Origin of the sequence: Aneurinibacillus thermoaerophilus, from assembly GCF_019603355.1 — a bacterium.
GTDB classification, from domain to species: Bacteria; Bacillota; Bacilli; order Aneurinibacillales; family Aneurinibacillaceae; genus Aneurinibacillus; species Aneurinibacillus thermoaerophilus.
Genome location: NZ_CP080764.1, coordinates 2,074,810 through 2,101,270, shown reverse-complemented (window position 1 = coordinate 2,101,270; position 26,461 = coordinate 2,074,810). Strand labels below are relative to the sequence as shown.

Here is a 26,461-nt window from a genome sequence, read left to right as displayed (position 1 = left end):
AGAAATGAGGTGGAAATATTTATGAAAGATTTCAAGGATAATGGACTTGATTTAGTACCATCTGAAGGTGGAGCAATAGACCATGTACAGATAATGGAGGAAAAGTTTAGTGAGCTAAAAGCCATTTCAAAGGTTGTAGCAGATGCCTTTTCTAGCTCTACGGAAAAAACTCTTCAAGCTTTGAGTAAGCAAAAAGAATTAGATAATGTTGCTGTCTTTGTTGATTATGATAACGTTTATTGGACGCTTATGAATACATACTCTCATAATCCAGATCATGAAGATCCTCAAAAGAATCTGTTCGTAAAACTATGGAGGAAATATGGACAAGACAACGTTAGAACCTTCCGAGCTTATGCAGATTTTGAAAAAATCAGGACACAACTAACGAGTCTTCAGAAGAAAAGAATACAAATTCGTCATGTATACTCAAATGGAAAAGATGGGGATCATCGTAAAAACTCTTCCGATATTGAATTATGTATCGATGCTATTGAGAGTACATATAAGGACTCATCGATTACTTGTTATGTATTTGTTACTGCTGATAGCGATATGATTCCAATTATTAGTCGTATGATGTATAAAGGAAAAAGGGTAGAGCTTTACTATTTATCAGAAGCAGCACCTAAACATATTGATATGACAAGTTTCGTTCATTATCATGAGGATTTATTAGACTTCCTAAATGTTGAGGTTAAATCTTATGATATTGAAGATTATATTATTGAGGGTTTGTTATTTATCAAGCAGTGGCAAGAAAAATACGAAGAGACAGACAGGTTTTTAGGTATTCCTTGGTTACGTATGCAATATGCTTCTAAGTTCAGCTTGCCAGGAAATAAATCAAGTGAACTTATAGAAAAAATGAAGTTAGAAGGATTAATTGAGGAAAAACGAAAGTTTGTTAAAGGAGAGAATAAGTTAAGTCTTTCTCTTACAGAAAAGGGGTTACAACTTCTTGAACAGACGGTATCAGAAGCTGCAACCGGAGAAGAATGATTGACATTAATCATTAATTTGAATAATATATATCTTAACATACATTATTTTTTATTCGCTATATGGCTATTCGCTATTTTTATTCGCTGAAAGTTATTCGTTAGAAAAAGCTGGGATATACCCAGTTTTTTCTTTGTCTAAAAGAAATATGACTAATGGCATTACAAATCATAATGGTATTATTGCATCTTTGACGGTCATCACAGTTCATTAAACGTATAAACAAACAGTTGAACGCAAATAATAATTGACTTACTCCTCCTTTGTTTGGATAGTAGGGCTTTTGATGTTTCTAAAGAGAAAACACGGCCTTGTGCCGGGTTTTTCATTTTGACCACACTGACCACATTTTTGACCACATACTTATTTTATTTGGTTTTTTATTTTTTATCTGAATTGCATATAATTAAGGAAGAAATAAGACGTATTTAATTTCGTTATCCAATGTTTAACGACATAAGGTATCTGAAATAAAAATGGAAGTGTAATTGAATAGCGAAAAGCATGAGCTGAGACCCCAGTAATATCAAGGGTTTTCGGCTCTTTTTTATTCTGAAAAATTACGTTTGATAACATTTTGCTAACTTTTATCATACTAAAGCGTTTTTATCCTTGTTTTTTTAAGAGAATTTTTCATGGCAACATCAAAGTTTTGGGCCAGATTTTTTTGCATTGGTGTGCTCATTGTTTTCACCTCGCTTTTCTTTAGTTTATCATGAGGCATAATGGGGAATCATCTCTTTACGTTTCGTTGCAAGGGAAGATTTTGTACAAGTGGCTCCAATGGGGAAACCAAGGAGTGGGGATGCTTATTGGCAGAAGATATGTTTTAAGTATGTCATCGACATACAATAATATTCTTTACTAAAAGTATCTTGAGAACAGAAAACACAGTTCAAATTTCGAACGGTAAGCGCATACTCTTAATTGCCAAACGGTACATTTTCTGATTGCCATCAACAGTTAGATGCCCTGGATCATACTGTATAATCAACACTCTTGGTTCATTCTTTTTTTCACAATTTTACACAATTGCTTGACAGTCTTCCCACATTGATTGGTTATATTATGTATGTAAGCAAGATAAAAACAAAAGCAGATAGGAGGACATGAACCAATGAAAATGAAAAAGAAAGTAGCTGCGACAACATTAGGTGCTGTATTCGCACTTGCATCATTCAGCTCTGTTTTTGCTGCAGAGACAACGACACAAACAACTCATCCTTCAAAAGATTTCCGTTTTGCACATCATCAAAAAGTAAACCTTGAAGAGCTGGCAAAACAAAAAGGCGTTACGGTGGATGAGCTAAAAGCGCAATTCCAAAAAGAGCGTGAAGCGAAACTTGAAGAGCTGGCAAAACAAAAAGGCGTTACGGTGAATGAGCTAAAAGTGCAATTCCAAAAAGAGCGTGAAGCGAAACTTGAAGAACTGGCAAAACAAAAGGGCGTTACGGTGGATGAGCTAAAAGCGCAATTCCAAAAAGAGCGTGAAGCGAAACTTGAAGAGCTGGCAAAACAAAAAGGCGTTACGGTGGATGAGCTAAAAGCGCAATTCCAAAAAGAGCGTGAAGCGAAACTTGAAGAGCTGGCAAAACAAAAAGGCGTTACGGTGGATGAGCTAAAAGCGCAATTCCAAAAAGAGCGTGAAGCGAAACTTGAAGAACTGGCAAAACAAAAGGGCGTTACGGTAGATGAGCTAAAAGCGCAATTCCAAAAACATCATCAGGGAAAAAGTTGAAAACGTAATGGTTAACGAAGAAAGAGACGTGTTGCGCAAATACGCCTCTTTCTTTATGTTCATAATTCCACTACAATCTGTTCATTTATTATTTTTCAGGGTTTTCGCTTTTTCTTTCCAAACTCTATCGAAAAATCAATGATTTTAATTTTGTGCTCTATATCCAATGTTTCGATTACGTCTCGAATTTCGCAACTTCCATAGTACACCCAGAAGCGGTAGGGACAGTTGGCATGCAGGATTTTACGAAGAGACTTTGTGCGAACGGTGGAATCTATTTCAAACACGGCCAACAATTCTCGATCGGCTAGCGTCCACCAGGCGACATCAATTATCCCACTTCGATCGTTGGATTGTACGTTAGGAATCGGGTGCTCTTTTTCCCCATAGCAGCAGAAATCCGGCGCTAATTCCAGAAGTTTCTTTTGCAGTGCACTATGAAACTCAAGTTTATCCACCATCTTTTCTTTCCGGTTCCGGGTCAGTTCGCGCACCACATCATTTGCTAGACGAACAACAATCTCACGCAACTGGTCTGCATCAATCATGAGTGTGGTTTGCTTCATGTTCCCATCCCCTTTCAAAAAGATGATGATGTATCATAAAAGCTTACTTTTGATTTCCTTTGTCTATCTTATTTTTCTTTCAATTATACTAAACTTCCAGAATTTATAAAGGTCAAGACTAGGAAAATGGATGCAGACAAAGTAAAGTAGTAGTGAGGAATATATAATTTTAGCATGAGAAGTACAGTGGATAGCGAGGGGAAAGAGGTGCCGATTGAAACAGGAATTTGGAGAATTGACAATGGGGTTTTCCGGATAAATACGGTACATATGGAAAATGAGACAAAGCTTGAGGGGGTGTAGAGGCAGAATAGATATCACGCACATGGCTAATTGATCCAAACGAAATGGTAGTAAGTGCACCAGTACGCAGTAAAGAAGAAAAATGGAATGGACAAGATTTCTATGTGTCCCTTGGTAATTGAAATGGTAATCAAAATGATGGGAATTATACATTTGAAGTCTATATAATGGGAAGAGATGAATTTGAAAAAGATAATTTTTTTAGTAGTATTAGTTATTACCTCAACTTATCTAATTATCTTTCAATGGCAACTAGCCCCACGACCTGTTTATTTACTAATTACTAATAGCACCGACCTAAGCAAAGAAAATATAAATGGATTAAAGTTACATGAAAATATTAAAGAGTCAAATTTTATAAAAAAGTATGGAGAGATTCACTATTTAAATATGAATAGTTCTCATGACTACTTCAGTCTAAAAAATGGTTTAGTTATTGCTACTGACAAAGGTAGCCATGAGATTGTCAGAATCATTGTTAACGATAATAACACAAAAAAATTAGTGACCCAAAATGGAATTAAGCTAGGAGACTTTTCAGAAAAAGTTGTTAAATTATATGGTAAAAACAACTATAAGAGGCGAGAACAAGGAGCTGAAATTTTAGGATACATTGATAAAAAGAATCAAATAACGCTCGAATTTTGGTGTGAAGAAAATAAAATTCAAATGATTCGACTAGATATTACATCAATGAATTAGCACATGAGTGTGTCCTACTATATAAATCACACTTGATATCCCACCATACACATGACGAAGCTTCAAGTACTATGTATATGGAAGGCTGAATAAAAACGCAGAGTATAGTACATTATTCTTGGCAGCTTGTTCTGCTGCTTCCGACCACACATCGCATATGGTCGGTACATTTAATCTTTGACAGTACTTTTCGATTTTCTCCATCATGACGTCTCACCTTCGGTGAGCTCGTCATATTCAGAAAGCGAACGAGTATGTACCCCAAAATGAGAAGCGGATTGAGAGCGGCCAACTCCAATGACCTGTTTCTCATTCTTTTATCATGCGTTTATGCAAGTAGTCTTTATAACGGTCTAGTTTACTTCCTCGGCTCGTTCGTTTCTTTTTCAAAGGCGGAGAGTTTTCCCCAAGATATTTAACGAACTGTTTTTCGATCAATCCCCAACTGCCGGGCAATGTCAGAGATAGACATTTCTTGATGTTAGACTAAAAAGTGGACACACATTATGATAGAAATAAGAATCTATACATGAGGTGTCCGTATGAGAAGACAATATGATGAAGAGTGTAAACGGCAAACGGCTCGTTATATTTTGGAGAAGGGGAAAAGTGTTACTCAAACAGCACGAGAGTTGGACATTAGTAAAAACACGATTAACAACTGGGTAAAAAAATATAAGCAGGAACCTGAGATTAGAAACAAACAGAAATTCCGTAACGAGAACCACCAGCTCTCCGAGTTTCAAAAACGAATTCGTTACCTGGAAGAAGAAAATGCTATTTTAAAAAAGGCCATGCACATCTTGATATTATTCCCTTGTGGTTGACAGTGTAAAAAAGCCCTGTGTTACAATGGATTTTCACTGTTAACTGGAGGGGATTTTTTGTGGCTAAAAAGGGACAGAAGTTTCAACACTACACACCGGAGCTTAAGGTGGAAGCGGTTCGACTGTATGAAGAAGAGGGAATGAGTTATCAAGCAGTGGCAGAGCGACTGGAGATTCGAAGCAATACACAGGTGAAGCGATGGGTGAAAAAGTACCGCAACGGAGAAGATTTTAAAGATAAAAGAGGGGAATCAACAGCCTGGAGAAAAGGACGACCAAAGACGAAGTTTAAAAGTGTAGAGGAAGAACTGGCGTATGTGAAAGCGGAGCGTGATTACCTAAAAAAGCGATATCCAAATCTACACAAGGAGTGATTCCAAAAGAGAAGCGATTTGAAATCATCCATACCCTGCGCTCTACCTACCGTTTATGTTGGTTGCTTGAGATTGCAAAGGTATCCCGTCAGGGATACCATAAATGGCCGAAACCAGGGGAACATAAAGCGAGACGTAAACAGTTAGAAGAGGAGCTCAAGGCGCACATCATAGCCATACATACCATATGTCCGTTTTATGGCTATCCACGTATGACCGTTGCTTTACGAAAAGAAGGATACGATGTCAATCACAAACGTGTCTACCGCTTAATGAAAGATCTCGACCTTCGGTCGGTGATCCGTAAGAAGAGACGTTTCTTTGGCAAACAACCATCCGTAGTGTACCCAAACCTTCTAGCACGCCAGTTTAAGGCAGAAGCACCAAATCAAAAATGGGTAACCGACATTACGTATCTTTCTTTCCAAAACCAGTTTCTTTACTTGTCTGCCATACAGGATTTATATAATAACGAAATTGTTGCCTATCATATTTCCGAACGAAATGACCTCAAGCTTGTCCTGGATACATTGGATAAAGCAAAAAGAAAAAGAAACGTGACTGGAAGCATGACCCACTCCGATCAAGGCTTCCAATACACGTCTCGTTCGTACAACAGACGAATCGAACAGTGGGGCATGGTGGGCAGCCACTCTCGCAAAGGAAACTGCCTAGACAACGCCTGCATCGAATCGTTCTTTTCGCATCTCAAAACAGAAAAGTTGTACATGGATAAGTATACGTCAATGGACGAACTTCATCAAGCCATTGGGCAATATATTACTTTTTACAACAGTGAACGGTTCCAGAAAAAACTCGGCTATCTGTCGCCGATCGAATATCGGGAAAAAATGGACACATAAAAATATAGGCTTTTTTAACACTGTCTACTTGACAGGGGTAAGACCAAAACCTGACTATGCATTTATATGGATGCAAGCACGAAAAAAACCGGCGTGGCCGGGGAAGAAAAAGGATTCCGTTGCATGACTTCGAGATATACGCCTATGAGGTTTGAACAGGACGAGTACCGATTGATTATCTGGCTGTAGCAAATCAAATCTGGAATATAGGAGGTATCGCAGTATGAGTGAAGTGTTTTTTGAAGAAGCACCAGAAGTAAATAGCATAAATCGGTTGCCTGCCGGGAGTCCGATGGGGAATACAAAAAAGGTTCCCTTGACTAGAACACAGGAACGTTACAAACCTATTTGTTTTTAGCATACAGAAAATTATATTTACTAGCATGTTTAATCTCGTCGGTTAAAATCTCAAACACCATATTTTTGAATACTGTACCCGGGATCATAAAGTAAATTTTGCGATAAAGCTCTACTGCGCTTAGTTCACCAAATATGGCTTTTTCGATTCCAGAAAGATAGTTGGCTGGTTTCTCAAACGATTCGCTATCGCTTGGCCCAATCATTTGACCTGTTAGAGAATAGTACATCTGCCTAAACATTTGACGATGACGTCTTTCATCATCACGAATGGAGATAATGATTTCTTTGTCTTGATTTGATGGAGCGTTTTGAATCAGGTAATCGTAAAAAAGTTCGTCGTTACGTTCTCCTTGTATTGCTTGTTGTAAAAGAGGAAGAACGGCTTGTAAATTCGTTTGGTACATCGCATATGAAGAAGGCAAGGAAGATTGAGCTTGGTACTGTATAGGTGTCACTGTGTTTTGGAACATCAAAGGATATAATAGATGATATGCCTGCATTGTATAATCAGGATAGATTTTCATAAGAAAATTCCTCCTAGGACTAAAATTATTTAATATCTTATGTGTAAGCGCCGTAAACGGTGAAGGAACAATGAAAACGTACGAATAAAAAACATGGCCTGAATATTTCCAAGCAGTGCTGGATGGCCGAAAAAAGTTTGAGATTTGGAAAAATGATCGGGGATTTGAAGAAGGAAATACGCTTGTATTGAAAGAGTTTGACCCAGACAAGCAGGAGTATACCGGACGGGAAGTAGAGACTGCGGTGACGTATATGACCGATTATACGCAATGGTCGCCCAGCAAGTGAACGAAGTCTACCTTGGAGACGTCGAAGGTGTCCACAGAAACCCACGTATCTACGGATCGCCTAAGCGAGAAGTAGTAGATGGTTTGTTCCGACCCACGCCCGTAAGGGTGTGTTGCTGAATGATTCCCCTCGCAGACGGCACGTGTCTGTGAGATTAGCGACAACCCGCTGATCGCCTGTTCTATCGAAGTGGATAGTTCAGAAACCCCTACTTCAACCTATGGTAAGTGGGGGAGGTCCATAAAGCAAGTGGAGACGTTTATGCGTGATGCTGATGAGTTTGACAGGGAATTTGAAGAGATGGGATGTCATAATAATGAACGATAACTGTGATGTTTCGTAATCTCAGCTATGTACAAAGCGGCTCTCTAGTGCACCAGAGAGCCGCTTTGTTATAAGTTTCCACTATATGAGGGGGCTTTGAATTAAGGTGGAGAATTCAAAATTATGGACATGGCCATCGTTCAGTGTAGTTCTCCCTTTGGCAAAGTGTACATGTTTTCCGTTACCGACAGGAATAGCAGGACCTGTTATGATTCTAATTTGATGCAGGTGATTAAAAAAATCAGTATTAACGGTTATTACATGTACATGGCTATTACCTCTGCGGATTGCTTGGCTTGTAACTCCTGCAAAACGATGGTTATGTCTGTCAGCCCCTGCTTCTGCCAACTTGGTACTACCTAAAAATTCGTGTGTATGTGTTTGTATCCGTTTTTTTGCATGTATTTTGCTATTCGCTTTGTTTTTTATTTTAAAACTTTTTATGTTTGCAGGCTCTTTATTCATAAAGATGCCCCCCTTGAAGTAAAGTCTTATGGTATCGTATGTTTGTCTTTTCTCTTTGGTTTGGACAATTATCATAGGCAGATGTCTTTTTTAATTAAATCTTTTATAAATGGAGGATTTTGGTTTGACGAAAGAAAAACGCCACCCATTTGTAGATTTGCCTCTCTATATGCTTTATCCTGCATCATGATCTTATGCGCTTTTGCAAGGTTCCAATATGGAATCGTTGGCCACAAATGATGGGTAAGATGATAATTTTCAGCATGAATACTTAAGAAAAATGCTTCGATCCAATGACTAAATCTATTTCTTGTCATATACAGGCTCACTTTATTTTCATGTACCAGGGGATAATGTTCTGCTAACTCCACAAACCATCCTATAACCATAAAAGAGGTGAAGTAAGGTATAATCCAATATAAGATAAAGTAGTTAAATAAATCAAAATAAATAATACCTGATAATAATACTATCCAGTATATACTCATATTTACAAATTGCTTTATATTTTTGAACTTAAACATTCTATACTTAAAAACATAATATGCATAGTGGGCTAAACTTAATAGTAAAAAAGGTCTCAATACAAATTTAAATAAAAAATGTTTTTTGTCTTTTACACTATATAATCCGATATCTAAATGATATTTGTAATCGGGATCTTTCTCTTTGTCCCCAAGGAAAGGATGATGATTTGCTACATGTGAATCCCTATAATTATAAAATTCCTGTCCAATTAAGTAACCTGAGAAATATTTACCCCAAAAAATACATAGTTTTTTACTTTTTGCTAGAGAGAAGTGAGCTGCTTCGTGTAAAATAGTTGCTAAAGCTTTTTGTCTTCCGCCGATAACTAATACAGAAATAGGATATAGATACCAACTGTAAGTACCAAGCATAATAGCTCCAAATATGACTAAAAAGTCAAATAGTAAACCGATAAGGGCTCTATAGTTGTTAGATTCATGAAGCGGTAGTAATTGTGCCTTTATTTCCTCTGAAAACTTATAATTTACCACTACTTACACCCCTCTACATAATAATTACTTTGTGTAGATTGCTAATTTAACATTTAATAGTATTCGATGATTCTAAGGTGCAAGCATAAATCTACCAACAATATACTTTTCATATTTTTACTTCCCTTATGGGAGAAGTTCACTTCCTTTCTTTTGCTCTTCGGCACCTCCCCTTTCGAATATGATTATTATTTAAAATATTAAGGAGATAACATGAATAGTGTTATATTATTCTCCACAAAACAAGACAGCCCACTCCTACTAACAAAGATAGTACAATTTGTTTTTTCCATAATCCTATCCATAAAGCAAAGGCTCCAGCTACCATATACTCAGGATTCCATATGTTTGCAGGTGTATGAAAGAGAATTGGCGGAATTGTTAATGAACTAAAAACCCCGACAGGAACCATTCTAAGCCCACGTTGAACCCAAGAAGGCATTTCTACACGAGAACTTAAGACAAGCATTGGAAATCTTGTTAGATAGGTTATTACTGCCATTAGTAAGATGTATAATATTAGCTTATCGTTCATCAAAAATAACCCCCATTATTACAGCACTAAAAGTTCCCAAAATAACCGATAATGTCACTCCATTTAAGTGATACCCCAAACATGCAAGAGAAGAGGCAACAAGTGCTGTCTTTACATAAAATGTTGATTTTAAATTGATTGCCAGAAATCCAATAAAAGTTGCAATATAAGCAAAATCAAGTCCATATTTTTGAGGTTCTGAAATCAATGTACCAAAAGCAGCCCCAATTAATGTGCTGAGGGTCCAAATCATTAAATCAACCACTCCAGCTCCACAATAAAAAGGAAGACTTGTTTTCTTTCCTTGTGATAGATAGGTTGATTTAAGAGCATAGGTTTCATCATTTAACATCCATGCTGCACCCATCAGTTTCCAGATGGGAATATCTCGAAAGTGGGGTCCTAAAGATAATCCATACAATATTTGCCGTGCGTTTAACAACATAGTAGATATAAGAATAGGAAATCCTGCTACACCTTGGGAAATAAAGCCCAAAGTGGCAAATTGTGATGATGCCGCATTAACTAAAAATGAAAACAACACGGCTTCTGTTACGCTGAATCCTGCTTGCCTCGCAAGAAGACCAAACACTAATCCATCGATAGTACCGGCTAACGCGACGGGTAGGATTTGCTTCGCCCCCAATAGAAATTGCTTTTTTTTATCAGGTGCGTCCATAATTTGGTCACTTATTTGCTTTGAATTATTTCTTAACAATTCCATGTAGTTTCCCTCCTTTTTGGTATATAAATAATAAATAATAATTTATGCAAAATTCGTTCCAGAAATATTCATAATACAAAGTAAATTTAGAGTATAAAAATGCGGTTAAATATTACCAAATATATTGAAATGCAAAAAATTAAGCGTGTTGACGCAAAAAAATTTGCTATAATTTGATAAAAACAGAGTAGATGCAAAAAATTTTGCTGTGAATTAATAAAAATAAGACTTTGTTATCGTTTGTCGTTTATTTTATAACCAAATAAAAACAGCCATCTTATATTAAGGTGACTGTCAGGTTGCCAAGACTTTTTCGACAACCTGTGACTTACACAGTAAGTCTTATATTTGGAGGTAACCATATGCCCCTCATTGAAATGAGAGGCATTCTGCGACTAAATCGTAAACTAAAGCAACGAATAAATTTCTCCGGCTGCTTATTTTAGTTCAAAGGTATATATGTCGGCAATATTAGTACTTATTTTATCAAATAAAGGGGAGGAATAATCATAATAACTTGCAATACCCGCTACTATAAGCAATACTACTATAAATATAATGAAGAATATAGCGAACAATGTATCTTTGGAAAAAATAATTTTCTTTAGATGATGAAATTTCTTTCTCGCTTTATATTGTCTTAAATAAATGACATTGGATGTAGAAGCCATTTTTACTCCCTCACTTTTTATCTAAATACCAAGTTTGTGTTAATATGTTTTACATTTATTATCATGTTTATGGGGCTCTCTTGACAAAGGTGGTCCATCTCCATGAAAGCGGCAATCATATCCATTGAAAACTAATGAAAACGTACATCATGCTATTTATTCTTACTATTTTGTCGTTTTTCACTGTTTTTCATTACTATTGACCTACATGACTTTTTATCAGGACGTTAAGCCAGAGCCTAGTGTGCCGAATATGGACTTTAGCAATGATATGCACCTTGACTGGAATGCGTTGAATCTTGCAAGAGATGTGGTCTCGTATTTTGACAGCTTCCCGTAGTTCGGCATAAACACCGGTCGGAAAATGGGTGCGGAGTACCGTCCAGCTTTTATGAGATGTGCGATTACACGTGCATTCTTCGGATCGTTCTGCGTTGGCGAATATTTCATTCATTACAGGAATGCTCCTTTTATATGAAAGATACTTTTTATAGATAAAAAAGCAGAAGCGATTCATCTCCCACCTATAGAGAAAAGGAATTTTTCGCTACTTTATGTTAAATCACACTATACCAGGAAAAGTATTTACTACACAATATTTTCCTGATATATATATAAGTAACCATTAAAAAAATAGGTGCTGCCTATTTTTTTTTTAGTTGTTGCTTAAAAAGGAACGAAAAGAAAAATGTTTGAAAACATCACTTCAACAACGAACGAAGTAGAAGAGTAAGAATTTATACTTAAGATGGGGGGAAGGCTTGTTGGATCTAAAAGAGTTGATTCGTTTTCTTAATAAATTAGAGGAAAATCATATATTCTATAAGTTAGGTAAAGTGAGGAATGAAGCAATTATGGTTGAGGTAGCCGTTCCAGGTCAACGGTGGGAAATAGAGTTTATGGAAGATGGTACAGTAGAAGTTGAAAAATTCATTAGTAATGGAGAGATTTATGATAGTAAAGAGTTAAAGTTTCTGTTTGAAAATTTCAGTGATTAATTTGGATAACAAGAATAAATTTTAATTCTATTCCATAAGCATCCTATTCCAATTTGGAACAGGATGCTTTTGTTATATTTGGTTAAAAAATACATACAAGTTAAAGTTATGTAAATTAATGTTGCTTATAAATAGGTGAAAAGAATTATGTGTTAGTTGAAGATATTAATAAGGATCTACATGACATGGGGAACTAAGGGCAAACGAATCTCGACAGTTGTTCCTTCTTTTTCTTTTGACTGTATCAGAATACTTCCTCGCATTTCCTCAACTAACCTTTTACATATGGACAAACCTAATCCCGTTCCGTCTTCTTTCGTTGTAAAAAAGGGCTCAAAAATTTTATTTATGTGATTTTCCGGAATCCCTATTCCATTATCGACAAAAGTTAAAATCGCTTCTTTGCTGTCTATCGAAGGATACAAATTGATGAGTAAGAGTCCTCCAGGATGTAGCGCAGAGATACTGTTTTTGATAATGTTAAGCATGATTTGTTCGATATATGAAGAGATTCCATAGGTGAAAAGAGTAGTTGATGGCAGAGATAAATGAAGAGTAACGTTCTTTTCTAATGCAAAGCATGCAGCTAACGCATGAATTTTTTGGAAAATTTGATTGATATTTACTTTTTCCCAGCTTCTTTTTCTACTGTCTCCTTTACGCGCTAACAAAAGGAAATCATACACCAGGTTTTCGATTTTTGTAATTTCGTTAATGCAAATATCGATGTAATTCAAAAAATTATTTGTATTTGCTGTTTTATTAAGGACCATTCGTTTCATCAGTTGTTGAAAACCTTTAATACTGCAAAGCGGATTTCTGATTTCATGAGCCATGCCCGCTGCCATTTGCCCCATAATTGATAGTTTTTGATTATGCAAATAATGGATTTGTTTATCTTTTGCAGAAAGGAAGCCGTTGACACAACTGTTAAATCTCGCATTTAGAATTTCAAAAAGCCTAGAGATCAGAAAAGAGCGTTCTTCTGGTTTGGAGAGATGAACATTAATTAAAGAACAAACATAATCAAAAGAATGTATTCGAATACTATGTGTTAGCTGGAGGAATGTTTCTCGATTCATTTCTTTTACTTCTCCAAAATAAAGCCCTACTTCATAGCCTGTTTTCTCCAGCTGTTGTAGCGCTTCTATATATTCCTCATTCTCTTTAAATAATATTCTCGCCACAGTAGTATATATTGAATATAAAGAAGTTCTATAGGCTTCAAGGTCTTCAATAACTTTATGGAAGTTTTCAGTTTTTTGTAGCATATTTTGAATATGCGCTTCGATCATGTTTGGAACTTTTTCGATAATTAAATACAACAATTTTTCTTTATCCTTATGTGTTTCAATCATTCGTTTTCCTTCCTCAGTAAGTATGAATTTTTTAAAATGGGTATTTAGAGATGAAAATAGCAGCATTATTTCCACCGTATCCATGAGAAGTAACAACAAAACTGTCAACTTCCGTTTGAATGGTATCATATACAATAGACAGTTCCGGATAATCCTCTCGAACCGCATTCACTGTACTAGGAATGAAATTCCGTTCCATTCCAATAAGAGAAGAAATCATTTGTGCTCCTGCACTTGCTCCAAACGTATGACCGGTTATACTTTTTATAGAAGTAATAGGAACATCTTTACCAAACAACTGCATATGGTTGATAGCTTCAATCCTATCGTTTTCTTTCATTCCAAGTGCCTGGCTATTGACATATGTAGGCTTTCTATGTTTAGTTACCTTTTCTAAATCACGAAGCAAATGTTTCCCTTCGCTGTCTGAAAAAAATATTCCTTTTCCATCGTTTGATGTACTGACCTCGTCAATGACACCTAAAATCTTTGTTCCCCTTTTCAGAGCGCTCGATTCTCTTTCAAGCACTAATACGCTTGCTCCTTCAGCGATGACAAATCCTCCGCTCTTTTTTGAAAATGGAACGCCCATCATATGTAGCTCTTTGTCTTGTGATAAACATCTTATTTTTCCGAAGGCATATATCACTGTTTTAGAAATAGGCGCATCGGCCCCCCCTACGATGCAGATGTCTAACTCGCCAGAACGCAAATACATAATGGCATCCTGGATGGCATCAATGCTTGCTGCGCATCCTGTGGCTACGGTTCTCGTAACTCCATTTACCCCTAGAAACTCTGCTATTGAAGAAGCTAAGCTATGATAATGGACGATCCCACATCCACTGACAGGCATATCTTTCAGATTATTCTGTTGGGCAAGAACGACAATCTCATCGTATCCTAGGGTTCCCCCTAAAGCCGTTCCGAGGAAAATTCCTGTTTTATATTGATCTAAATGGATATTTCCTGTCATTTGTAGCGCTTCCTTTGCGGCTGACATAGCCAGAAGACTGATCCTAGGGTATCTTCTATACTTTTTATTCTGTATTTCTGCTAATCTATCATGTACAACCCCGAATGCGATATTTTTTCCTTCCGTTCCTTCTCCTATGTAAAGGTCTAGAGCGCTTTTTCCCGTTAAAAGAGTATCGGCAAAGTGATTTACATTATATCCACCTGGAACTTTGATTCCATATCCTGTGATAACGACTTTCTCCCCTTTCACATATTATTCCTCCTTTGGAATTTAAATAAAATATACATAAATTTTATCTAAGAAAATAAGATCAGTAAACGATAATTTGGAACCCCATTTATCACTCACCATTTGTCCCCTTGAGTACATATTTGCATAGGATGGTCTATGTTTATAAATGTTACGAAGTAGACATAAAACTATTTTGAGTTAACCGCTCAATGATTTAGGGGGTATATGGTGCTGTTATATCTTTGATTAAATTAATCCGGGGATAAATGGCCTGATTTTTGATTGGATGGGCGCTGTTTTGAAATAGGGGGAGTATGATGATAGTATCAGAAGATAAGCGAAGGGGCCGTGTCAGATAGGTGCAATTTTTGCATGTCTTTATACCTATTATCGCTTTGTTTTTAGTGATAATATATTCCTGCTGAAAAAGGTAAACTTATTGAAAGATAAGGACGCAAAACTATAGGGGCTTCTATCTTTAAGATATGCCAGCCAGTTGCCAGGAGGAATATATGAGAAGAAAAATGTATCGAGTTGTTGATGCGATAGTGGATTTTTATAAACTTCTAGAGAAACACCATGATGAGTCACAGCATTATTATATCTTTACTAGTTTTTTTAAAGGTCTGCTTAGAGAGAAAGCGATTGGGGAAACATTACCAATAATAGAACTAATCACTATTCTTAAACATGAAAAACCAACCATATTTTTTACGATGAAAAAACAGAAGGAACATTGGTTAGATATCATTAGTAGTGTTGAATTGGATATTGAAGAAGCAAAAGAGAGAATTAAGCGTATGATAGACGAAAATAGTTTGAGATAAAATGTTAGAATGCCTACCATTGGAATTAGATTTCTCTGTAGTGTCATGTTAAAACATTGTCGGGGTATTTAGAGGAAGAGTGCAGCAAAAATAATAATGCCCCGCTGCCCATTTGGGTGGCGAGGCTTTGCTCTATAACCATCGGTATCAGCTACAGCTATCTTTTTTCTACATGATTCATTTTTTCCCGTCACATAAAGACGGTTATCATCTAGAGCGAAACTTTCAGCCCTGGGTGCTTTTGTAGAATGCAGCTGCTATTTCCATATCCTTTGTAGTTTGAACACTTCTTGTATATATCCATATGTTGAAACGGGTGACATAATCATTTGATAAAAAAGAACAAATAAAAGAAAACCGAGAAAGTTTTTACGAACTTTTAAATGTAAGGAGGTAAAAACATATTTTTTTTGAAAGAAATAAAGGAAACTATAGCTTATTAAAGTGAGAGGTAAAACGAGTAATGTCATAGGTCCAACAATCCAATAGTAACCGAACCATGCAAGAACAAGGCCAGGAATCCAAAAGAATGTGTATGCAAAGTCCAAATAAGGCATAATCAAATTAATAAAGGTTAAGTATTTTGTATATAGCTGGGGTTGTTCCCAGGGTTTAATTTCCTTTAGCCCTTCAATCATTCCTCTAGCCCAACGAGAGCGTTGACGAACAAAGTGTTTCAAACTGGTAGGTACTTCTGTAAAAGCTACTGCTAATGGTTCAAAATAAACTTTCCACCCTTTTTGTAAAAGTCTCCATGTTAAGACAATGTCCTCACCGATTGCATTAGGCCATCCCCCGATTTCTTTGAGGCATGAAGTTTTGTATATGCTATAGGCTCCTTGTGCAACAAGTGTTCCCTGATATAAACCCTGAAGCCGTTTAATAGAAGCAATTCCTAAAAAATAATCCCATTCCTGTATCTTTGTCCATATATTATCTCGACTATTTTTAACAAGAATAGAGCCTGCCACTGCACATATCTCTTCTGAACTACTTTTTATTCTGGCTACGATATAACGAATAGCGGATGGATGCAATAATGTATCTGCATCTAGTGTAATTACATATGGAGTCGTAACATATTGTAGTCCTTTGTTTAAAGCATGAAACTTTCCAGGATGCTCTTCGTGAAAAATTGCAATATCCAAGTCTAGTTCCTGTTTTGCTTTTAGTATTTCGGAAACAGTATTATCAGTTGAACCGTTATCAATAATCATCGTAGTTATTTTACCTTTATAATCTTGCTTTGAAAGATATCTTAATGTATTAAATATTTTTTCTTCTTCATTATAAGCAGCTATTAGAACGGTTACAGAATCGGTGGAAAACTCATTCTTGAACGGCGGCTGTCGATCAAAGACTAAGCTTGCAACAAGAAAAGCGTTCATATATCCTGGAATATATGAAATTCCTATAATAATGAGCAGAGCGAAAGGAAAAGAAATAATACTTGATAAATCCTTTAACCAAGGCATGGAAATATAAATGGAAAAGCACATCCACAAAAAAGCGATAAAATGACTTAGCCAAAATTTTGTACTTACAGGAATGTAAATTTTTTTTATTGTTTTAGTATTTGTATTAGAATGAATGTCTGGATGCATAGTACCTCTTGTAGGAAAACTTTATTTTTTATCTAATGAACTTGTTGAATCATTCTCAATCAGAAAAAACAAAAATTCGCCATTTTCTTATATGATGTAAGTACGATCAAACAACCATAAGAAAGGCGAACATACATAATCATACCACTTTATATTGAAAAAGAAAACCCATTCCTTATCTTTCATAACTTGTGGCTCAGCAGAACCGCTAAGGAAGATGGGGCGGCCTACAGCACCGAGATATACAGCGAAGAAGAAAGCGCTTGTGATTGTGGTGGTCATTAGTGCTGATTTACGAGCTGCTTTTGTACTTGGATTTGTATAGAAGCGGAGCAGAATGAACGTAGCCATTTCACTAATAAGCAGGAATTTTGAGTGATTTAGCGTAACTATTAAAAAGGGAAAAACTAAATGATTCAAAGTTCTAGTTGGGAGGTATTCGTCAATATTCTTCCGGGTAGAGACAGAGATGAAAAAGACAAACGTTCCGTTTATTTTACAGACCCTGATGGACATAAATTCGAACTTCACACAGGTAACTTGAATGACCGATTATCTTATTACAGAAGTGAAAAGTATCATATGGAATTTTTTGGTTTGTAAAAGATAGAACAGCGGTAGTATGGAACAAGAACGTTTTATTCTCCGTCCGTAGACTTTCTAGAAAATCTGTGTAAAAATGAACTAACGAACGTTAGGGAGGTGAACGGGAGATGACGATCCATCGCATAAAAAAGGTCGCTCTCGCTCATTTTGCCAGACATGGGTATGAAGGGGCTTCCCTTGCACATATTGCTGATGAGGTGGGGATAAAAAAGCCATCGATCTATGCACATTTTAAAGGAAAAGACGATCTTTTTCTAAAGGTGATCGAGGATGTTATTAGTGATGAAGCGGAGTTTGTAACTCATTTTTTTGCGCGTCATGCAAACATTCCTTTACACGAGCGTTTGTATAACTTTTTGAGCCAGTATAAAGCACGGTATGAGCATGATGACAGAACGAAATTTTTGCTACGCATCACATTTTTTCCGCCAACCCACTTGTACGATGAAGTCATGCACGATGTTTACATTTATCTGGATAAACTCGAAGGTCTTCTTATTCCGGTGTTTGAAAAAGCGATAGAGGAAGGCGAGATTCGTTCTGTCGGTGCGGAGCGGGCCGCTGTCGCGTTCATGGGTTTGCTTGACGGGCTCCTCGTGGAAATGTTATATGGCGGAACGGAACGATTCATAAGAAGGTTACATGCTTCCTGGTATTTGTATTGGCGCGGATTATCTATATGAATAATAAAGAAAAACACAGGAGAGGCAATGGAATGAACCGAAACTGGATATTGGTATTGATTGCCGGCTTTTTTGAAGTCGCATGGGTTATCGGACTCAAGCATGCTTATAATTTTTGGACATGGGTTGGGACGATAATAGCTATTTACGTTAGTTTTGATTTGTTGATTCGCTCCTCAAGCAGACTGCCGGTTGGCACCGTATACGCCGTTTTTACAGGAATCGGAACGGCTGGAACCGTAATCATGGAGATGCTTGTGTTTGGCGAACCGTTTCAATGGGTGAAAGTGTTGCTTATTTTATTATTATTGATAGGCGTAATTGGGCTGAAGGTTGTTACGAAAGAATCGGAAGATAACGTTGGAGCTGAAGCGGAAGGGAAATGAAAGGAGACAGAGGATAATGGGTTGGATCTATCTTATCCTAGCCGGCTCTTTCGAAGTGGTCGGCGTAACAGGAATAAATAAAGTACATAAACAAAAAAATTGGCAGTCAATTGCCATACTGGTTGGGGGATTTTGTTTGAGCTTTTTCTTTCTTTCTCAGGCGATGAAAACGATCTCCATGGGAACGGCGTATGCCGTTTGGACTGGGATTGGCACGGTAGGAAGCGCGCTTGTCGGTATGTTTATATATGGGGAATCAAAAGAATGGCGTCGGGTTTTGTTTATTAGTATGGTTCTTATGGCGGCAATTGGACTAAAATTCATTTCATGAACTTCTTATTGGCCCTCTCTTTTTTCTTTAGACTAAAGATAGGGTCATTAAGCTGATCCTCGCATGTCAAGGCATGCTAGGATGAATTTAGCCTGCTTTATCATCGATTTTCCTCCTTTTCCAATGTGTATAACCTTTAACATAAAAAAGAAAGATAACCGGGAACGCATAGGCGGTGAAATAACTTATCCACCCCCACCACTCTTCCCATAGTTCAAGCACTTTATAGGATGGTTTGAAGAAGAAGAAAACAACCACAAAGAGCGGCAACAAAAGGTACGGCAGCTGCCAGTCTTTTTTATTACACAACTGAGAAAAGGTATCCGTAACAAAAAAAAGGTAGGGAATGGACGAGGTTGAAAAAAGAAAAATGTAAAATGCTACAAAGATAATTTCCATTCGTTCGAGAAATGGAAACTCGATCGGCTTGACAAGTGTAAGCGTGGGCCATAAAAACTGCGTAATTTCATCTGGGCTAAAATAAACAAAACAGCTTAACGTAATATGGAGATAAACAAGCAGGGTAAGGGCATTGGCAATCACAACCCCTTTGGCTGCGGCTTTTTTATTTTTTAGATAAGGATAGAAAAGAAACGCCAACTCAAATCCAAGGAAGGCAACGGTCGTCGTTTTCACCGCAGAAAGGATCGGCATCCATCCTTCTTTCAATATGGGCAGCAGATAAACCCAGTGACTATCTTTGAGCGGGATGATTAATAATATTGGCAGCCCGAGCGTAAAGAAAAAAACAAACTCGGCATAACGTCCGATGAGCCGTACACCTCTACGTATAATCATATAGGTGTTAATCATAAGCAGGGTAACGATTAAATAACTGGACGTGTTCGGCAAAATCCATATTTGAATAATGGATATGGTAACAAAAAGAATGACCGTGATAGCGAATAAAGAATATAACATCCAGATCACCATCATGGCTTTTCCCAGTCCTTTTCCCAGATACCGTGTCATCAGCTCAAGCATGGTATCCCCTGGATGATTGGCCATAAGATGAACAATACATAAGCTAACGATTGTAGCGAGGATCGATCCGATAATAATCGAGATCCAGCCGTCCGTGCCTGCCGTCTTAGCCACTTCAGCCGGAAGAGTTAGGATGCTGGTTCCTACCTGGGTGCCATGAATAGCCAGAATATACTGGAGTAATGTTATTTCTTTCTTGACGAGTCTGCTCATTGATCTTCCCTGCTTTTTTTTCTATTCCTTTGCCGTTGTAATTGGCTGGGCCGAATCGATACAGGGCGCTTCTTCATCGTCTGTATCGGTAAACGAACAAACGTGTCTTTCATATCTGAAAGACGCAACGGCGAAATGGGGGCACTATACGGTACTCCAAGGGATTCTAAAGAGAGTAAATGAACGAAAACTGCCATCATTCCAGATATGATACCCACTATGCCAAAAGCAGAAGCGAGAAGCATCATCGGAAAACGAATCAGCCGTATCCCATTCGACATTTCTATATTTGGAATAATAAAAGAAGCAATTGCGGTGATGGATACGACAATGACCATGATATTGCTTACAAGTCCGGCTTGAACCGCCGCCTGTCCGATGACAATTCCACCGACAACGCCTATGGTTTGACCAATGGGCGTCGGGAGCCGGACCCCTGCTTCCCGAAGCATTTCAAGTACAAGTTCCATAAGCAGCGCTTCGAATAGAGGTGGAAAAGGAACCCGGTTCCGTGATTCTGCAACCGATAAAAGCAATTCAAGCGGAATCACTTCGTAATGAAAGGAAATGATCGCGATATAGAAAGCAGGTGTAAAAATCGCGATGAAAAATCCAGCGAAATGCAGGAGTCGGATAAACGAAGCGGCGAGCCATCCTATATTATAATCATCCACCGTTTGAAAAAAAGCAGAAAAGGTCATCGGCCCAATTAACACACCCGGCGTGCGGTCTACAACGATAGCGATTCGCCCTTCAAGGAGATGAGAGGATGCTGTATCCGGACGTTCCGTCACGGTAAGCTGCGGAAAAGGTGTATACAGATTATCTTCAATGAGTTCTTTTAACTCTCCAGTGGTGAGAATCGTATCAACATGGAGCGATGTAATTCTGCTTTCGACTTCTTGAAGAGTTTGTGGATTTGCCACATCTTCCAGGTAAAGCAGCGAAATTTTTACACGTCCTCGTTCCCCGATCATTAATTCTTTCACTTTTAATTCCCGGCTTGGGATGTAGCGGCGAATCATGGCAATATTTTGAGCGGCTGTTTCAATAAACCCTTGATGTGAGCCGTTTTTGACTGACAATTCCGCCTGTGGTTCCTGAATCGCCCGCTCCGGCCAATTCTGTGTTTCAAGTTCAAGGGCAGAGTCATGTCCATCAATAAAAAGAATGCTTTTTCCAATCAGGAGGGCTTGTTCAATCTCCGACCATTTCTGGACTTTTTTGATCTGCCCTATTGTTACAGCAGACTCCAGAGAATCTTTTTCATTATATTCTCCATATAAGAGCGGACGCAGAATATCCGTGTTAATGACGTTTTTATCTACCAGGCCATCCATATACACAAGAATAGACTTCTGTCCTGTTTTCAATGGAATCTCACGGATCGTAAACTCAGGAATCCCGCTAAAGAGCATGGATACATGCTGGAGATTTATGGAGGCAGAAGAGGCGATCATACTGTGTAAGAGATCATGATCCTTTTTCTGCCTGCGAAATGCTTGTTTACCCCGCAAAAAATAACGAAAGAAAGACATGATTTCACCTTTTTTGTGAGCGCATTTTCATATTGTTTATTATAGGGAATTAGATAAATAGATATACTTAAGAGATGCTTCTACTGTATTATCCTTAATAAGATTGAAGGAGAACGGTCTTTGTTTTTGCTTAAAACCGTGGGCTTTCAGACGGCACTTTCTGTAAACGAAGAAAAACTCATAAGGCGCGTACTACATGTTGTTTTTAAAAGGATTTTATTTCTAACTTGGAGAATGAATGAAGTGTTAATCTATACCCTATAAAGATTGGCTTATAGAGGTTAACATATCATAAGAGAGGAAGATGGAAACATGTTTTATAAATTGCGAATATTTCTTCTTATATGTTTATTCATGTTACTCGTTTCGGTTTCTATTTCCGCTGTCGCGGCAGCAAATAGTCCAGCACGGGTACAGCAGGCGTATTTTCCTGCAAAAGTCGTTTTTGTAAATCAACACTCCCTTTGGTTTGTAAATGGGTATCAGGCAGGCGCGCAACCTGTTCCATTAACGAAAAAAGGTATCGCATCCCCTATCGGTTGGTCATCGACAGGAGAATGGTTCGCTTACATGTGGGAAGAGAAAGAAGACTATGATCATACAAAAGAGCTGTGGGTTGTCAACCCGACCAAAAAAATTTGGCGCTTAGTAGAAAAAGATGCGGACATCATTGAAGGGCATCAGGCTTGGTCGCCCACAGGTGCTATGATTGCCTATATGACATCCCATTTTAGTAAACCGGAAGATAAGAGGTATAGCTCCATTAAAGTCGCAAATTTGAAAGGGGATAAACCTGTAATTACTGCCATTGTGTCTGACAGGCCGTATGTAGAAGACTTTACTTGGCATCCGGACGGAAAAAGCCTCACGGTATCATATATGAGAACGGAGCAACACCCAATGACGGTGGAACGTGTCGCGCTCGATGGAACAAGCAGTGTATTATTTAATATCGGCGAAACAAAAAAAGCGGAGGAAGAAATATATTCATCGGCTATTGTTGGCATGAAATGGTCGCCTGATGGAGAGTATCTTGCCTACTTTATTCGGCCGAACTCTGGTTCAATGTCCGCTGATGCCAATGACATTGAAGCAATAAATATAAAAACGAAACAGCGAATTGCGCTTGGGGGAGGACTGAAATATCCCGCTTGGTTTGCTTGGTCACCTGATAGCACACAGCTCGCTTACATCGATGGAGAGGGGAGAGAAGCAGTAAGCGATAAAGCGCTTTGTATTTTTGATACAAAATCCGGGAAGATTGTACAAGCCGGACAGAAAGGAACAGCGGATATTCAGCCTGTTTGGAGCCCTTCCTCTCCGGCGCGTCTTCTCTTTATACGTGGCCCGGTCACGAAGTGGAACGATTACCAAAACCGCCGCATTTGGCAAAGGACGAGCGATGGGAATGAGCAAGCGGTAACTTCAGCCGCGCGAACGGTTACGGACTATCATGCGGTACCGCTCGCGGACGGCAAAGGTTTCCTCTTTCTGCGTTCATCATTAAGTAAACAACCTGTTGGCTCGCTGTATTTTCAATCTTTTTCTGCTTCTAAACCTGTAGAATGGATACGCGGGATTGATTGGAATCCAGGATATTACGGCAATTTTTTGCCTGCAACGTTTTCCGTTTATCAAGATTGAACGTTTCATTGTTCAGAGCATGCGCCGCTTTTCACGCTGCTTCCTTTTCGACAGGCGCTCTTTTGCCGGGGTGCTTCATCAAGTCAATGGTATAGCCGATGATCACTCCGGCAAGCGCGGGCACAAGCCAGCCGATCCCGTGTGCATACAGCGGAAATTTTACCAGTACCATGTTCCATTTATGTGCCAAGAACGCTGTGTTTATCATATCAACCATACTGAAAAGGCCGACAAATGTTACGGTTACGATGTAAATCGAAGAATAGCTTCTTATATAATCATGAACCAGTGCCAAAACGATGAGTACGATCGCGACAGGATAAATGGCACCAAGAATCGGAACGGATACATTCAAAATTTCGGTCAACCCTAGGTTTGCGGTTGCCATGCTCCATACACAGAAAATGATGGCCCATGTTTTATATGGAACACGCGGAAAGACGCTTGTGAAAAATTGACTGCATGACGTGACCAAGCCAATGGATACACATAAACAAGCCAAGGTAAACACAACACTCAGCAGAATCGTGCCGCTCTGGCCAAACAAGTGAGCCATAACATGTGTGAGGACTTGGGCCCCGTTTTCTACCTGTCCGTAGGGACCGCCGTAGGCACCGAGGAATCCAAGAATAAGATAAATGGCTGCTAGCAGTAATCCGGCCCCAAACCCGGCATACATAACGCAGGTGGATAATGTCTTCTTGTTCTCTACCCCTTTCGCTCGCAGCGTGTTTGCCACCACAATCCCGAAGACGAGCGATGCTAGCGCGTCCATGGTCAAGTATCCATCCAAAAATCCCTGGAAAAACGGGTTAGGTCCATAATCTCCCTGCGGTGTACCAGTCGCACTTGTCGGCATTGTTAGACTTTTGATAAAAATGATGAAAATAAGTGTTAAGACAATGGGTGTCAATAGTTTTCCGAAACGATCCACCAGTTTAGATGGCGAAAGACTTAGCCAGAACACCAGTCCGAAAAAAATGGCCGTGTAGATGAGCAGAACGGCTGGAGCGGTGGCCCAATCCTCAGGTAGCAGCGGCCCTGCCCCCATTTCAAACGCTAGGCTTCCCGCGCGCGGAATCGCCAGTCCCGGTCCGATGGACAGATAAATAATGAGCGGAAAAATAAAGGCAAACACCGGGTGAACACGGCGGGCAAGCGTTTGGAAACTGCCGGCTTTGGCGACGGCGGCGACTCCCAAAATCGGCAACCCGACCGCAGATAGAATAAAACCGGTAAGAGAAATCCAAACATGTTCGCCAGCGGAAAAGCCGAGAAAAGCGGGGAAAATAAGATTACCAGCCCCGAAAAACATGGAAAACAACATAAAGCTTACAAATATGAGATGTTTCTTCGTGAACTTCTTCAATGTCCAATCACCTTCTTTGTTCTGTTCTTCTATTGAATAACTTGAGCGTGCTCCTGATGCCGTGCGGCGAGGACATGAATCGTAACAAACTTGCCTGTTGTTTTACTCATAAATAATAGCAGGATTATATCAATCTCTCGCAGTTTATTACAAGTGTAGAAATGAAATTTTAAATTTTAAAAATAGAATAATCTTTTTGATATTAAATTTGTGGAATCATGAACTTGGGGATACCTACAGAAAGGATGCTTGAAAAACTGATTACGATTGCGAAAATTATTGAAGTAAAGGGCTTTTTCGATAGGGGTAAGGGGTTGCGCGCACTCTTTACCTTTTCTATGTGGAGCGTGTTTCTTTTGTTGTAAACAGATGGATCGGGTGGAATTTTTCGATAAAATAATATATTTATCCTTGCAAAAATAATAAAAATTTATTGACGCTATATTTACAGTGCAATTATACTAAAATTATAATTTACGTTAAAATAACGTTATATAAATTTTTGTCATAAAAATTTGTGTGATTTCTGCACAAAAGATGAAGAGAGGAAGGTGTGCATGGAAACGGAAACTGTAGTGCTTGAGAGAGAACAGTATATCGCGACAATAAAGCTAAACCGTCCAAATGAATTGAACGCTTTGAATTATGCCACACTTGTCCGCCTGGGAGAAATTGTAGAAGAAATTGCACAAAATCCGAAAGATATTCGTGTTGTGCTGGTAGCGGCGGAAGGGCGGGCGTTTTGCGCCGGGGCCGATTTGAAAGAGCGCCGTACGCTCAATGAACAGCAGGTGCGCCGAAATGTGCGTAAAATTCGAGACGTATTCTCTGCGCTGGAGCGAATGCCTCAACCGACGATTGCGGTAATTAACGGGTTTGCGTTTGGCGGTGGTTTTGAACTGGCACTTGCTTGCGATTTCCGGTTTGCGGTAAGGGATGCAAAAATGGGACTGACTGAAGTAAGCCTTGGCATTATTCCGGGAGCAGGTGGTACGCAGCGATTGCCGCGTCTAATTGGGCCATCGAAAGCAAAAGAATTAATTTTGACCGCGCGCAAGATTACCGCGGCCGAAGCATATGAATACGGGATTTTAAACGGAGTGTCTGAGACGGTTGAAGAAGCGCGGGAGAGAGCGCGGGTTCTGGCAGAAGAAATAATCGCCAACGCGCCGCTCGCCGTGTATCAAGCGAAATACGCGATCGATAAGGGAAGCAGCGTTGATTTGCAGACAGGGCTCGATCTGGAGAGTAAAGCGTATGAAGTCATTATCCCGACAAAAGACCGAGTAGAAGCGCTGGAGGCGTTCCGTGAAAAAAGAAAGCCCGTGTTCTCAGGGGAGTAAGCGAATATGACAAAAAATGACTGAATATATTTGTAATTCAAAACTGTAAGCGCAAACGTTTGAAGGGCAGAATAAGGAGGG

26 protein-coding genes, 4 pseudogenes and 1 riboswitch are annotated in these 26,461 nt (G+C 38.7%); of the genes and pseudogenes, 15 read left to right on the top strand and 15 right to left on the bottom strand.

Going from position 1 to position 26,461, the window contains the following annotated elements; all coding sequences use genetic code 11:
• The first annotated feature begins 21 nt into the window (after positions 1-21).
• Positions 22-1,002: an NYN domain-containing protein gene (locus K3F53_RS10870; RefSeq protein ID WP_246615628.1), complete on the top strand. Its 981-nt coding sequence runs from the start codon at positions 22-24 to the stop codon at positions 1,000-1,002.
• 1,117 nt (positions 1,003-2,119) lie between these two features.
• Positions 2,120-2,740, top strand: a complete 621-nt coding sequence (locus K3F53_RS10865) for a hypothetical protein (RefSeq protein WP_057898532.1) — start codon at positions 2,120-2,122, stop codon at positions 2,738-2,740.
• Between the two features lie 95 nt (positions 2,741-2,835).
• On the opposite strand, the gene K3F53_RS10860 is transcribed toward K3F53_RS10865, so the two are convergent.
• A complete protein-coding gene (locus K3F53_RS10860; protein WP_057898533.1) occupies positions 2,836-3,306 on the bottom strand; it encodes a hypothetical protein in 471 nt (156 codons plus the stop codon).
• Positions 3,307-3,792: 486 nt separating this feature from the next.
• Here K3F53_RS10860 and K3F53_RS10855 point away from each other — a divergent pair, with 486 nt between their 5' ends.
• Positions 3,793-4,311 carry a hypothetical protein gene (locus K3F53_RS10855; protein ID WP_057898534.1) on the top strand — a complete coding sequence of 173 codons (519 nt, stop codon included), beginning with the start codon at positions 3,793-3,795 and terminating at the stop codon, positions 4,309-4,311.
• A gap of 69 nt (positions 4,312-4,380) precedes the next feature.
• Here the strand turns inward: K3F53_RS10855 and K3F53_RS10850 are convergent, their stop codons facing one another.
• Together K3F53_RS10850 and K3F53_RS19430 are read right to left on the bottom strand one after the other, a co-directional pair.
• Positions 4,381-4,518 carry a hypothetical protein gene (locus K3F53_RS10850; protein ID WP_156424018.1) on the bottom strand — a complete coding sequence of 46 codons (138 nt, stop codon included), beginning with the start codon at positions 4,516-4,518 and terminating at the stop codon, positions 4,381-4,383.
• Between the two features lie 105 nt (positions 4,519-4,623).
• Positions 4,624-4,783, bottom strand: a pseudogene (locus tag K3F53_RS19430) (IS21-like element IS5376 family transposase); the annotation flags it as partial.
• A gap of 70 nt (positions 4,784-4,853) precedes the next feature.
• Here K3F53_RS19430 and K3F53_RS10845 point away from each other — a divergent pair.
• From K3F53_RS10845 to K3F53_RS19695, 3 genes are all read left to right on the top strand, one after another.
• On the top strand, positions 4,854-5,138 hold the full coding sequence (locus K3F53_RS10845; RefSeq protein ID WP_057898535.1) for a transposase: 285 nt from the start codon (positions 4,854-4,856) through the stop codon (positions 5,136-5,138).
• Between the two features lie 59 nt (positions 5,139-5,197).
• A protein-coding gene (locus K3F53_RS10840; RefSeq protein ID WP_408863234.1) for an IS3 family transposase occupies positions 5,198-6,375 on the top strand; the annotation gives its coding sequence in 2 pieces (ribosomal slippage) (positions 5,198-5,474 and positions 5,474-6,375; 1,179 coding nt in all).
• 223 nt (positions 6,376-6,598) lie between these two features.
• A complete protein-coding gene (locus tag K3F53_RS19695; RefSeq protein WP_257721589.1) occupies positions 6,599-6,733 on the top strand; it encodes a hypothetical protein in 135 nt (44 codons plus the stop codon).
• Here the strand turns inward: K3F53_RS19695 and K3F53_RS10835 are convergent.
• Positions 6,720-7,259 (bottom strand): ferritin family protein, encoded by a 540-nt coding sequence (locus tag K3F53_RS10835; RefSeq protein WP_236781989.1) that lies wholly within the window; start codon positions 7,257-7,259, stop codon positions 6,720-6,722. The two genes, K3F53_RS19695 and K3F53_RS10835, sit on opposite strands and share 14 nt — an antisense overlap.
• Before the next feature lie 100 nt (positions 7,260-7,359).
• On the opposite strand from K3F53_RS10835, the pseudogene K3F53_RS10830 reads away from it, so the two are divergent.
• Positions 7,360-7,548 (top strand): annotated as a pseudogene (locus K3F53_RS10830) (DUF3850 domain-containing protein); the annotation flags it as partial.
• 405 nt (positions 7,549-7,953) lie between these two features.
• On the opposite strand, the gene K3F53_RS10825 reads toward K3F53_RS10830, so the two are convergent.
• The 5 genes and pseudogenes from K3F53_RS10825 to K3F53_RS19425 all read right to left on the bottom strand — a co-directional run.
• Entirely contained in the window at positions 7,954-8,337 is a 384-nt protein-coding gene (locus K3F53_RS10825) for a YmaF family protein (RefSeq protein ID WP_082705951.1), read from the bottom strand.
• A 71-nt stretch (positions 8,338-8,408) separates the two neighbouring features.
• Entirely contained in the window at positions 8,409-9,356 is a 948-nt protein-coding gene (gntB, locus tag K3F53_RS10820; RefSeq protein WP_220558948.1) for a guanitoxin biosynthesis L-arginine gamma (S) hydroxylase, read from the bottom strand.
• A gap of 223 nt (positions 9,357-9,579) precedes the next feature.
• Positions 9,580-9,891: an AzlD domain-containing protein gene (locus tag K3F53_RS10815; protein WP_082705952.1), complete on the bottom strand. Its 312-nt coding sequence runs from the start codon at positions 9,889-9,891 to the stop codon at positions 9,580-9,582.
• A complete protein-coding gene (locus K3F53_RS10810) occupies positions 9,881-10,615 on the bottom strand; it encodes an AzlC family ABC transporter permease (RefSeq protein WP_057898540.1) in 735 nt (244 codons plus the stop codon). The genes K3F53_RS10815 and K3F53_RS10810 overlap by 11 nt, the downstream gene beginning before the upstream one ends.
• Before the next feature lie 975 nt (positions 10,616-11,590).
• Positions 11,591-11,727: pseudogene (locus K3F53_RS19425) on the bottom strand (IS110 family transposase); the annotation flags it as partial.
• A gap of 323 nt (positions 11,728-12,050) precedes the next feature.
• Between K3F53_RS19425 and K3F53_RS10805 the strand changes: the two are divergent.
• Positions 12,051-12,284 carry a hypothetical protein gene (locus tag K3F53_RS10805; protein ID WP_057898543.1) on the top strand — a complete coding sequence of 78 codons (234 nt, stop codon included), beginning with the start codon at positions 12,051-12,053 and terminating at the stop codon, positions 12,282-12,284.
• A gap of 176 nt (positions 12,285-12,460) precedes the next feature.
• Here the strand turns inward: K3F53_RS10805 and K3F53_RS10800 are convergent, their stop codons facing one another.
• Entirely contained in the window at positions 12,461-13,642 is a 1,182-nt protein-coding gene (locus K3F53_RS10800; RefSeq protein WP_057898544.1) for a sensor histidine kinase, read from the bottom strand.
• Positions 13,643-13,673: 31 nt separating this feature from the next.
• Positions 13,674-14,870, bottom strand: coding sequence for a beta-ketoacyl synthase N-terminal-like domain-containing protein (locus K3F53_RS10795; protein ID WP_057898545.1), 1,197 nt, complete (start codon positions 14,868-14,870; stop codon positions 13,674-13,676).
• A 401-nt stretch (positions 14,871-15,271) separates the two neighbouring features.
• Positions 15,272-15,356: riboswitch (cyclic di-GMP riboswitch) on the top strand.
• 8 nt (positions 15,357-15,364) lie between these two features.
• Between K3F53_RS10795 and K3F53_RS10790 the strand changes: the two genes are divergently transcribed.
• Positions 15,365-15,679, top strand: a complete 315-nt coding sequence (locus tag K3F53_RS10790; RefSeq protein ID WP_057898546.1) for a hypothetical protein — start codon at positions 15,365-15,367, stop codon at positions 15,677-15,679.
• A gap of 257 nt (positions 15,680-15,936) precedes the next feature.
• Here the strand turns inward: K3F53_RS10790 and K3F53_RS10785 are convergent, their stop codons facing one another.
• Entirely contained in the window at positions 15,937-17,283 is a 1,347-nt protein-coding gene (locus K3F53_RS10785) for a glycosyltransferase family 2 protein (protein WP_091260614.1), read from the bottom strand.
• 441 nt (positions 17,284-17,724) lie between these two features.
• Here K3F53_RS10785 and K3F53_RS10780 point away from each other — a divergent pair.
• The 4 genes and pseudogenes from K3F53_RS10780 to K3F53_RS10765 all read left to right on the top strand — a co-directional run.
• Positions 17,725-17,886: pseudogene (locus tag K3F53_RS10780) on the top strand (metallothiol transferase FosB); the annotation flags it as partial.
• 110 nt (positions 17,887-17,996) lie between these two features.
• A complete protein-coding gene (locus tag K3F53_RS10775; protein ID WP_057898548.1) occupies positions 17,997-18,572 on the top strand; it encodes a TetR/AcrR family transcriptional regulator in 576 nt (191 codons plus the stop codon).
• Positions 18,573-18,604: 32 nt separating this feature from the next.
• Positions 18,605-18,958, top strand: coding sequence for a DMT family transporter (locus tag K3F53_RS10770; protein ID WP_057898549.1), 354 nt, complete (start codon positions 18,605-18,607; stop codon positions 18,956-18,958).
• A 16-nt stretch (positions 18,959-18,974) separates the two neighbouring features.
• Positions 18,975-19,289 (top strand): DMT family transporter, encoded by a 315-nt coding sequence (locus tag K3F53_RS10765; RefSeq protein WP_220558947.1) that lies wholly within the window; start codon positions 18,975-18,977, stop codon positions 19,287-19,289.
• Positions 19,290-19,376: 87 nt separating this feature from the next.
• On the opposite strand, the gene K3F53_RS10760 is transcribed toward K3F53_RS10765, so the two are convergent.
• Positions 19,377-20,486 (bottom strand): GerAB/ArcD/ProY family transporter, encoded by a 1,110-nt coding sequence (locus K3F53_RS10760; RefSeq protein WP_220558946.1) that lies wholly within the window; start codon positions 20,484-20,486, stop codon positions 19,377-19,379.
• Positions 20,483-22,024: a spore germination protein gene (locus tag K3F53_RS10755; RefSeq protein ID WP_057898552.1), complete on the bottom strand. Its 1,542-nt coding sequence runs from the start codon at positions 22,022-22,024 to the stop codon at positions 20,483-20,485. Before K3F53_RS10755 ends, K3F53_RS10760 begins: the two co-directional genes overlap by 4 nt.
• A 312-nt stretch (positions 22,025-22,336) precedes the next feature.
• Here K3F53_RS10755 and K3F53_RS10750 point away from each other — a divergent pair, with 312 nt between their 5' ends.
• Complete coding sequence (locus K3F53_RS10750) at positions 22,337-23,668, top strand: TolB-like translocation protein (protein WP_091260608.1); 1,332 nt, start codon at positions 22,337-22,339, stop codon at positions 23,666-23,668.
• 31 nt (positions 23,669-23,699) lie between these two features.
• Here K3F53_RS10750 and brnQ read toward each other — a convergent pair whose 3' ends face one another.
• Positions 23,700-25,037, bottom strand: a complete 1,338-nt coding sequence (gene brnQ / locus K3F53_RS10745) for a branched-chain amino acid transport system II carrier protein (protein ID WP_220558945.1) — start codon at positions 25,035-25,037, stop codon at positions 23,700-23,702.
• A gap of 557 nt (positions 25,038-25,594) precedes the next feature.
• Between brnQ and K3F53_RS10740 the strand changes: the two genes are divergently transcribed.
• Positions 25,595-26,380: an enoyl-CoA hydratase-related protein gene (locus K3F53_RS10740; protein ID WP_057898554.1), complete on the top strand. Its 786-nt coding sequence runs from the start codon at positions 25,595-25,597 to the stop codon at positions 26,378-26,380.
• Positions 26,381-26,461 lie beyond the last annotated feature (81 nt).

Coding starts and splice junctions, on each gene's coding strand:
- K3F53_RS10750 (WP_091260608.1), top strand. CDS start 22,337: ATGTTTTATAAATTGCGAATATTTCTTCTTATATGTTTATTCATGTTA.
- K3F53_RS10850 (WP_156424018.1), bottom strand. CDS start 4,518: ATGATGGAGAAAATCGAAAAGTACTGTCAAAGATTAAATGTACCGACC.
- K3F53_RS10785 (WP_091260614.1), bottom strand. CDS start 17,283: ATGCATCCAGACATTCATTCTAATACAAATACTAAAACAATAAAAAAA.
- K3F53_RS10865 (WP_057898532.1), top strand. CDS start 2,120: ATGAAAATGAAAAAGAAAGTAGCTGCGACAACATTAGGTGCTGTATTC.
- K3F53_RS10810 (WP_057898540.1), bottom strand. CDS start 10,615: ATGGAATTGTTAAGAAATAATTCAAAGCAAATAAGTGACCAAATTATG.
- K3F53_RS10765 (WP_220558947.1), top strand. CDS start 18,975: ATGGGTTGGATCTATCTTATCCTAGCCGGCTCTTTCGAAGTGGTCGGC.
- K3F53_RS10790 (WP_057898546.1), top strand. CDS start 15,365: ATGAGAAGAAAAATGTATCGAGTTGTTGATGCGATAGTGGATTTTTAT.
- K3F53_RS10825 (WP_082705951.1), bottom strand. CDS start 8,337: ATGAATAAAGAGCCTGCAAACATAAAAAGTTTTAAAATAAAAAACAAA.
- K3F53_RS10860 (WP_057898533.1), bottom strand. CDS start 3,306: ATGAAGCAAACCACACTCATGATTGATGCAGACCAGTTGCGTGAGATT.
- K3F53_RS10760 (WP_220558946.1), bottom strand. CDS start 20,486: ATGAGCAGACTCGTCAAGAAAGAAATAACATTACTCCAGTATATTCTG.
- K3F53_RS10845 (WP_057898535.1), top strand. CDS start 4,854: ATGAGAAGACAATATGATGAAGAGTGTAAACGGCAAACGGCTCGTTAT.
- K3F53_RS10835 (WP_236781989.1), bottom strand. CDS start 7,259: ATGAAAATCTATCCTGATTATACAATGCAGGCATATCATCTATTATAT.
- K3F53_RS10800 (WP_057898544.1), bottom strand. CDS start 13,642: ATGATTGAAACACATAAGGATAAAGAAAAATTGTTGTATTTAATTATC.
- K3F53_RS19695 (WP_257721589.1), top strand. CDS start 6,599: ATGAGTGAAGTGTTTTTTGAAGAAGCACCAGAAGTAAATAGCATAAAT.
- K3F53_RS10815 (WP_082705952.1), bottom strand. CDS start 9,891: ATGAACGATAAGCTAATATTATACATCTTACTAATGGCAGTAATAACC.
- K3F53_RS10870 (WP_246615628.1), top strand. CDS start 22: ATGAAAGATTTCAAGGATAATGGACTTGATTTAGTACCATCTGAAGGT.
- K3F53_RS10755 (WP_057898552.1), bottom strand. CDS start 22,024: ATGTCTTTCTTTCGTTATTTTTTGCGGGGTAAACAAGCATTTCGCAGG.
- K3F53_RS10770 (WP_057898549.1), top strand. CDS start 18,605: ATGAACCGAAACTGGATATTGGTATTGATTGCCGGCTTTTTTGAAGTC.
- K3F53_RS10740 (WP_057898554.1), top strand. CDS start 25,595: ATGGAAACGGAAACTGTAGTGCTTGAGAGAGAACAGTATATCGCGACA.
- K3F53_RS10775 (WP_057898548.1), top strand. CDS start 17,997: ATGACGATCCATCGCATAAAAAAGGTCGCTCTCGCTCATTTTGCCAGA.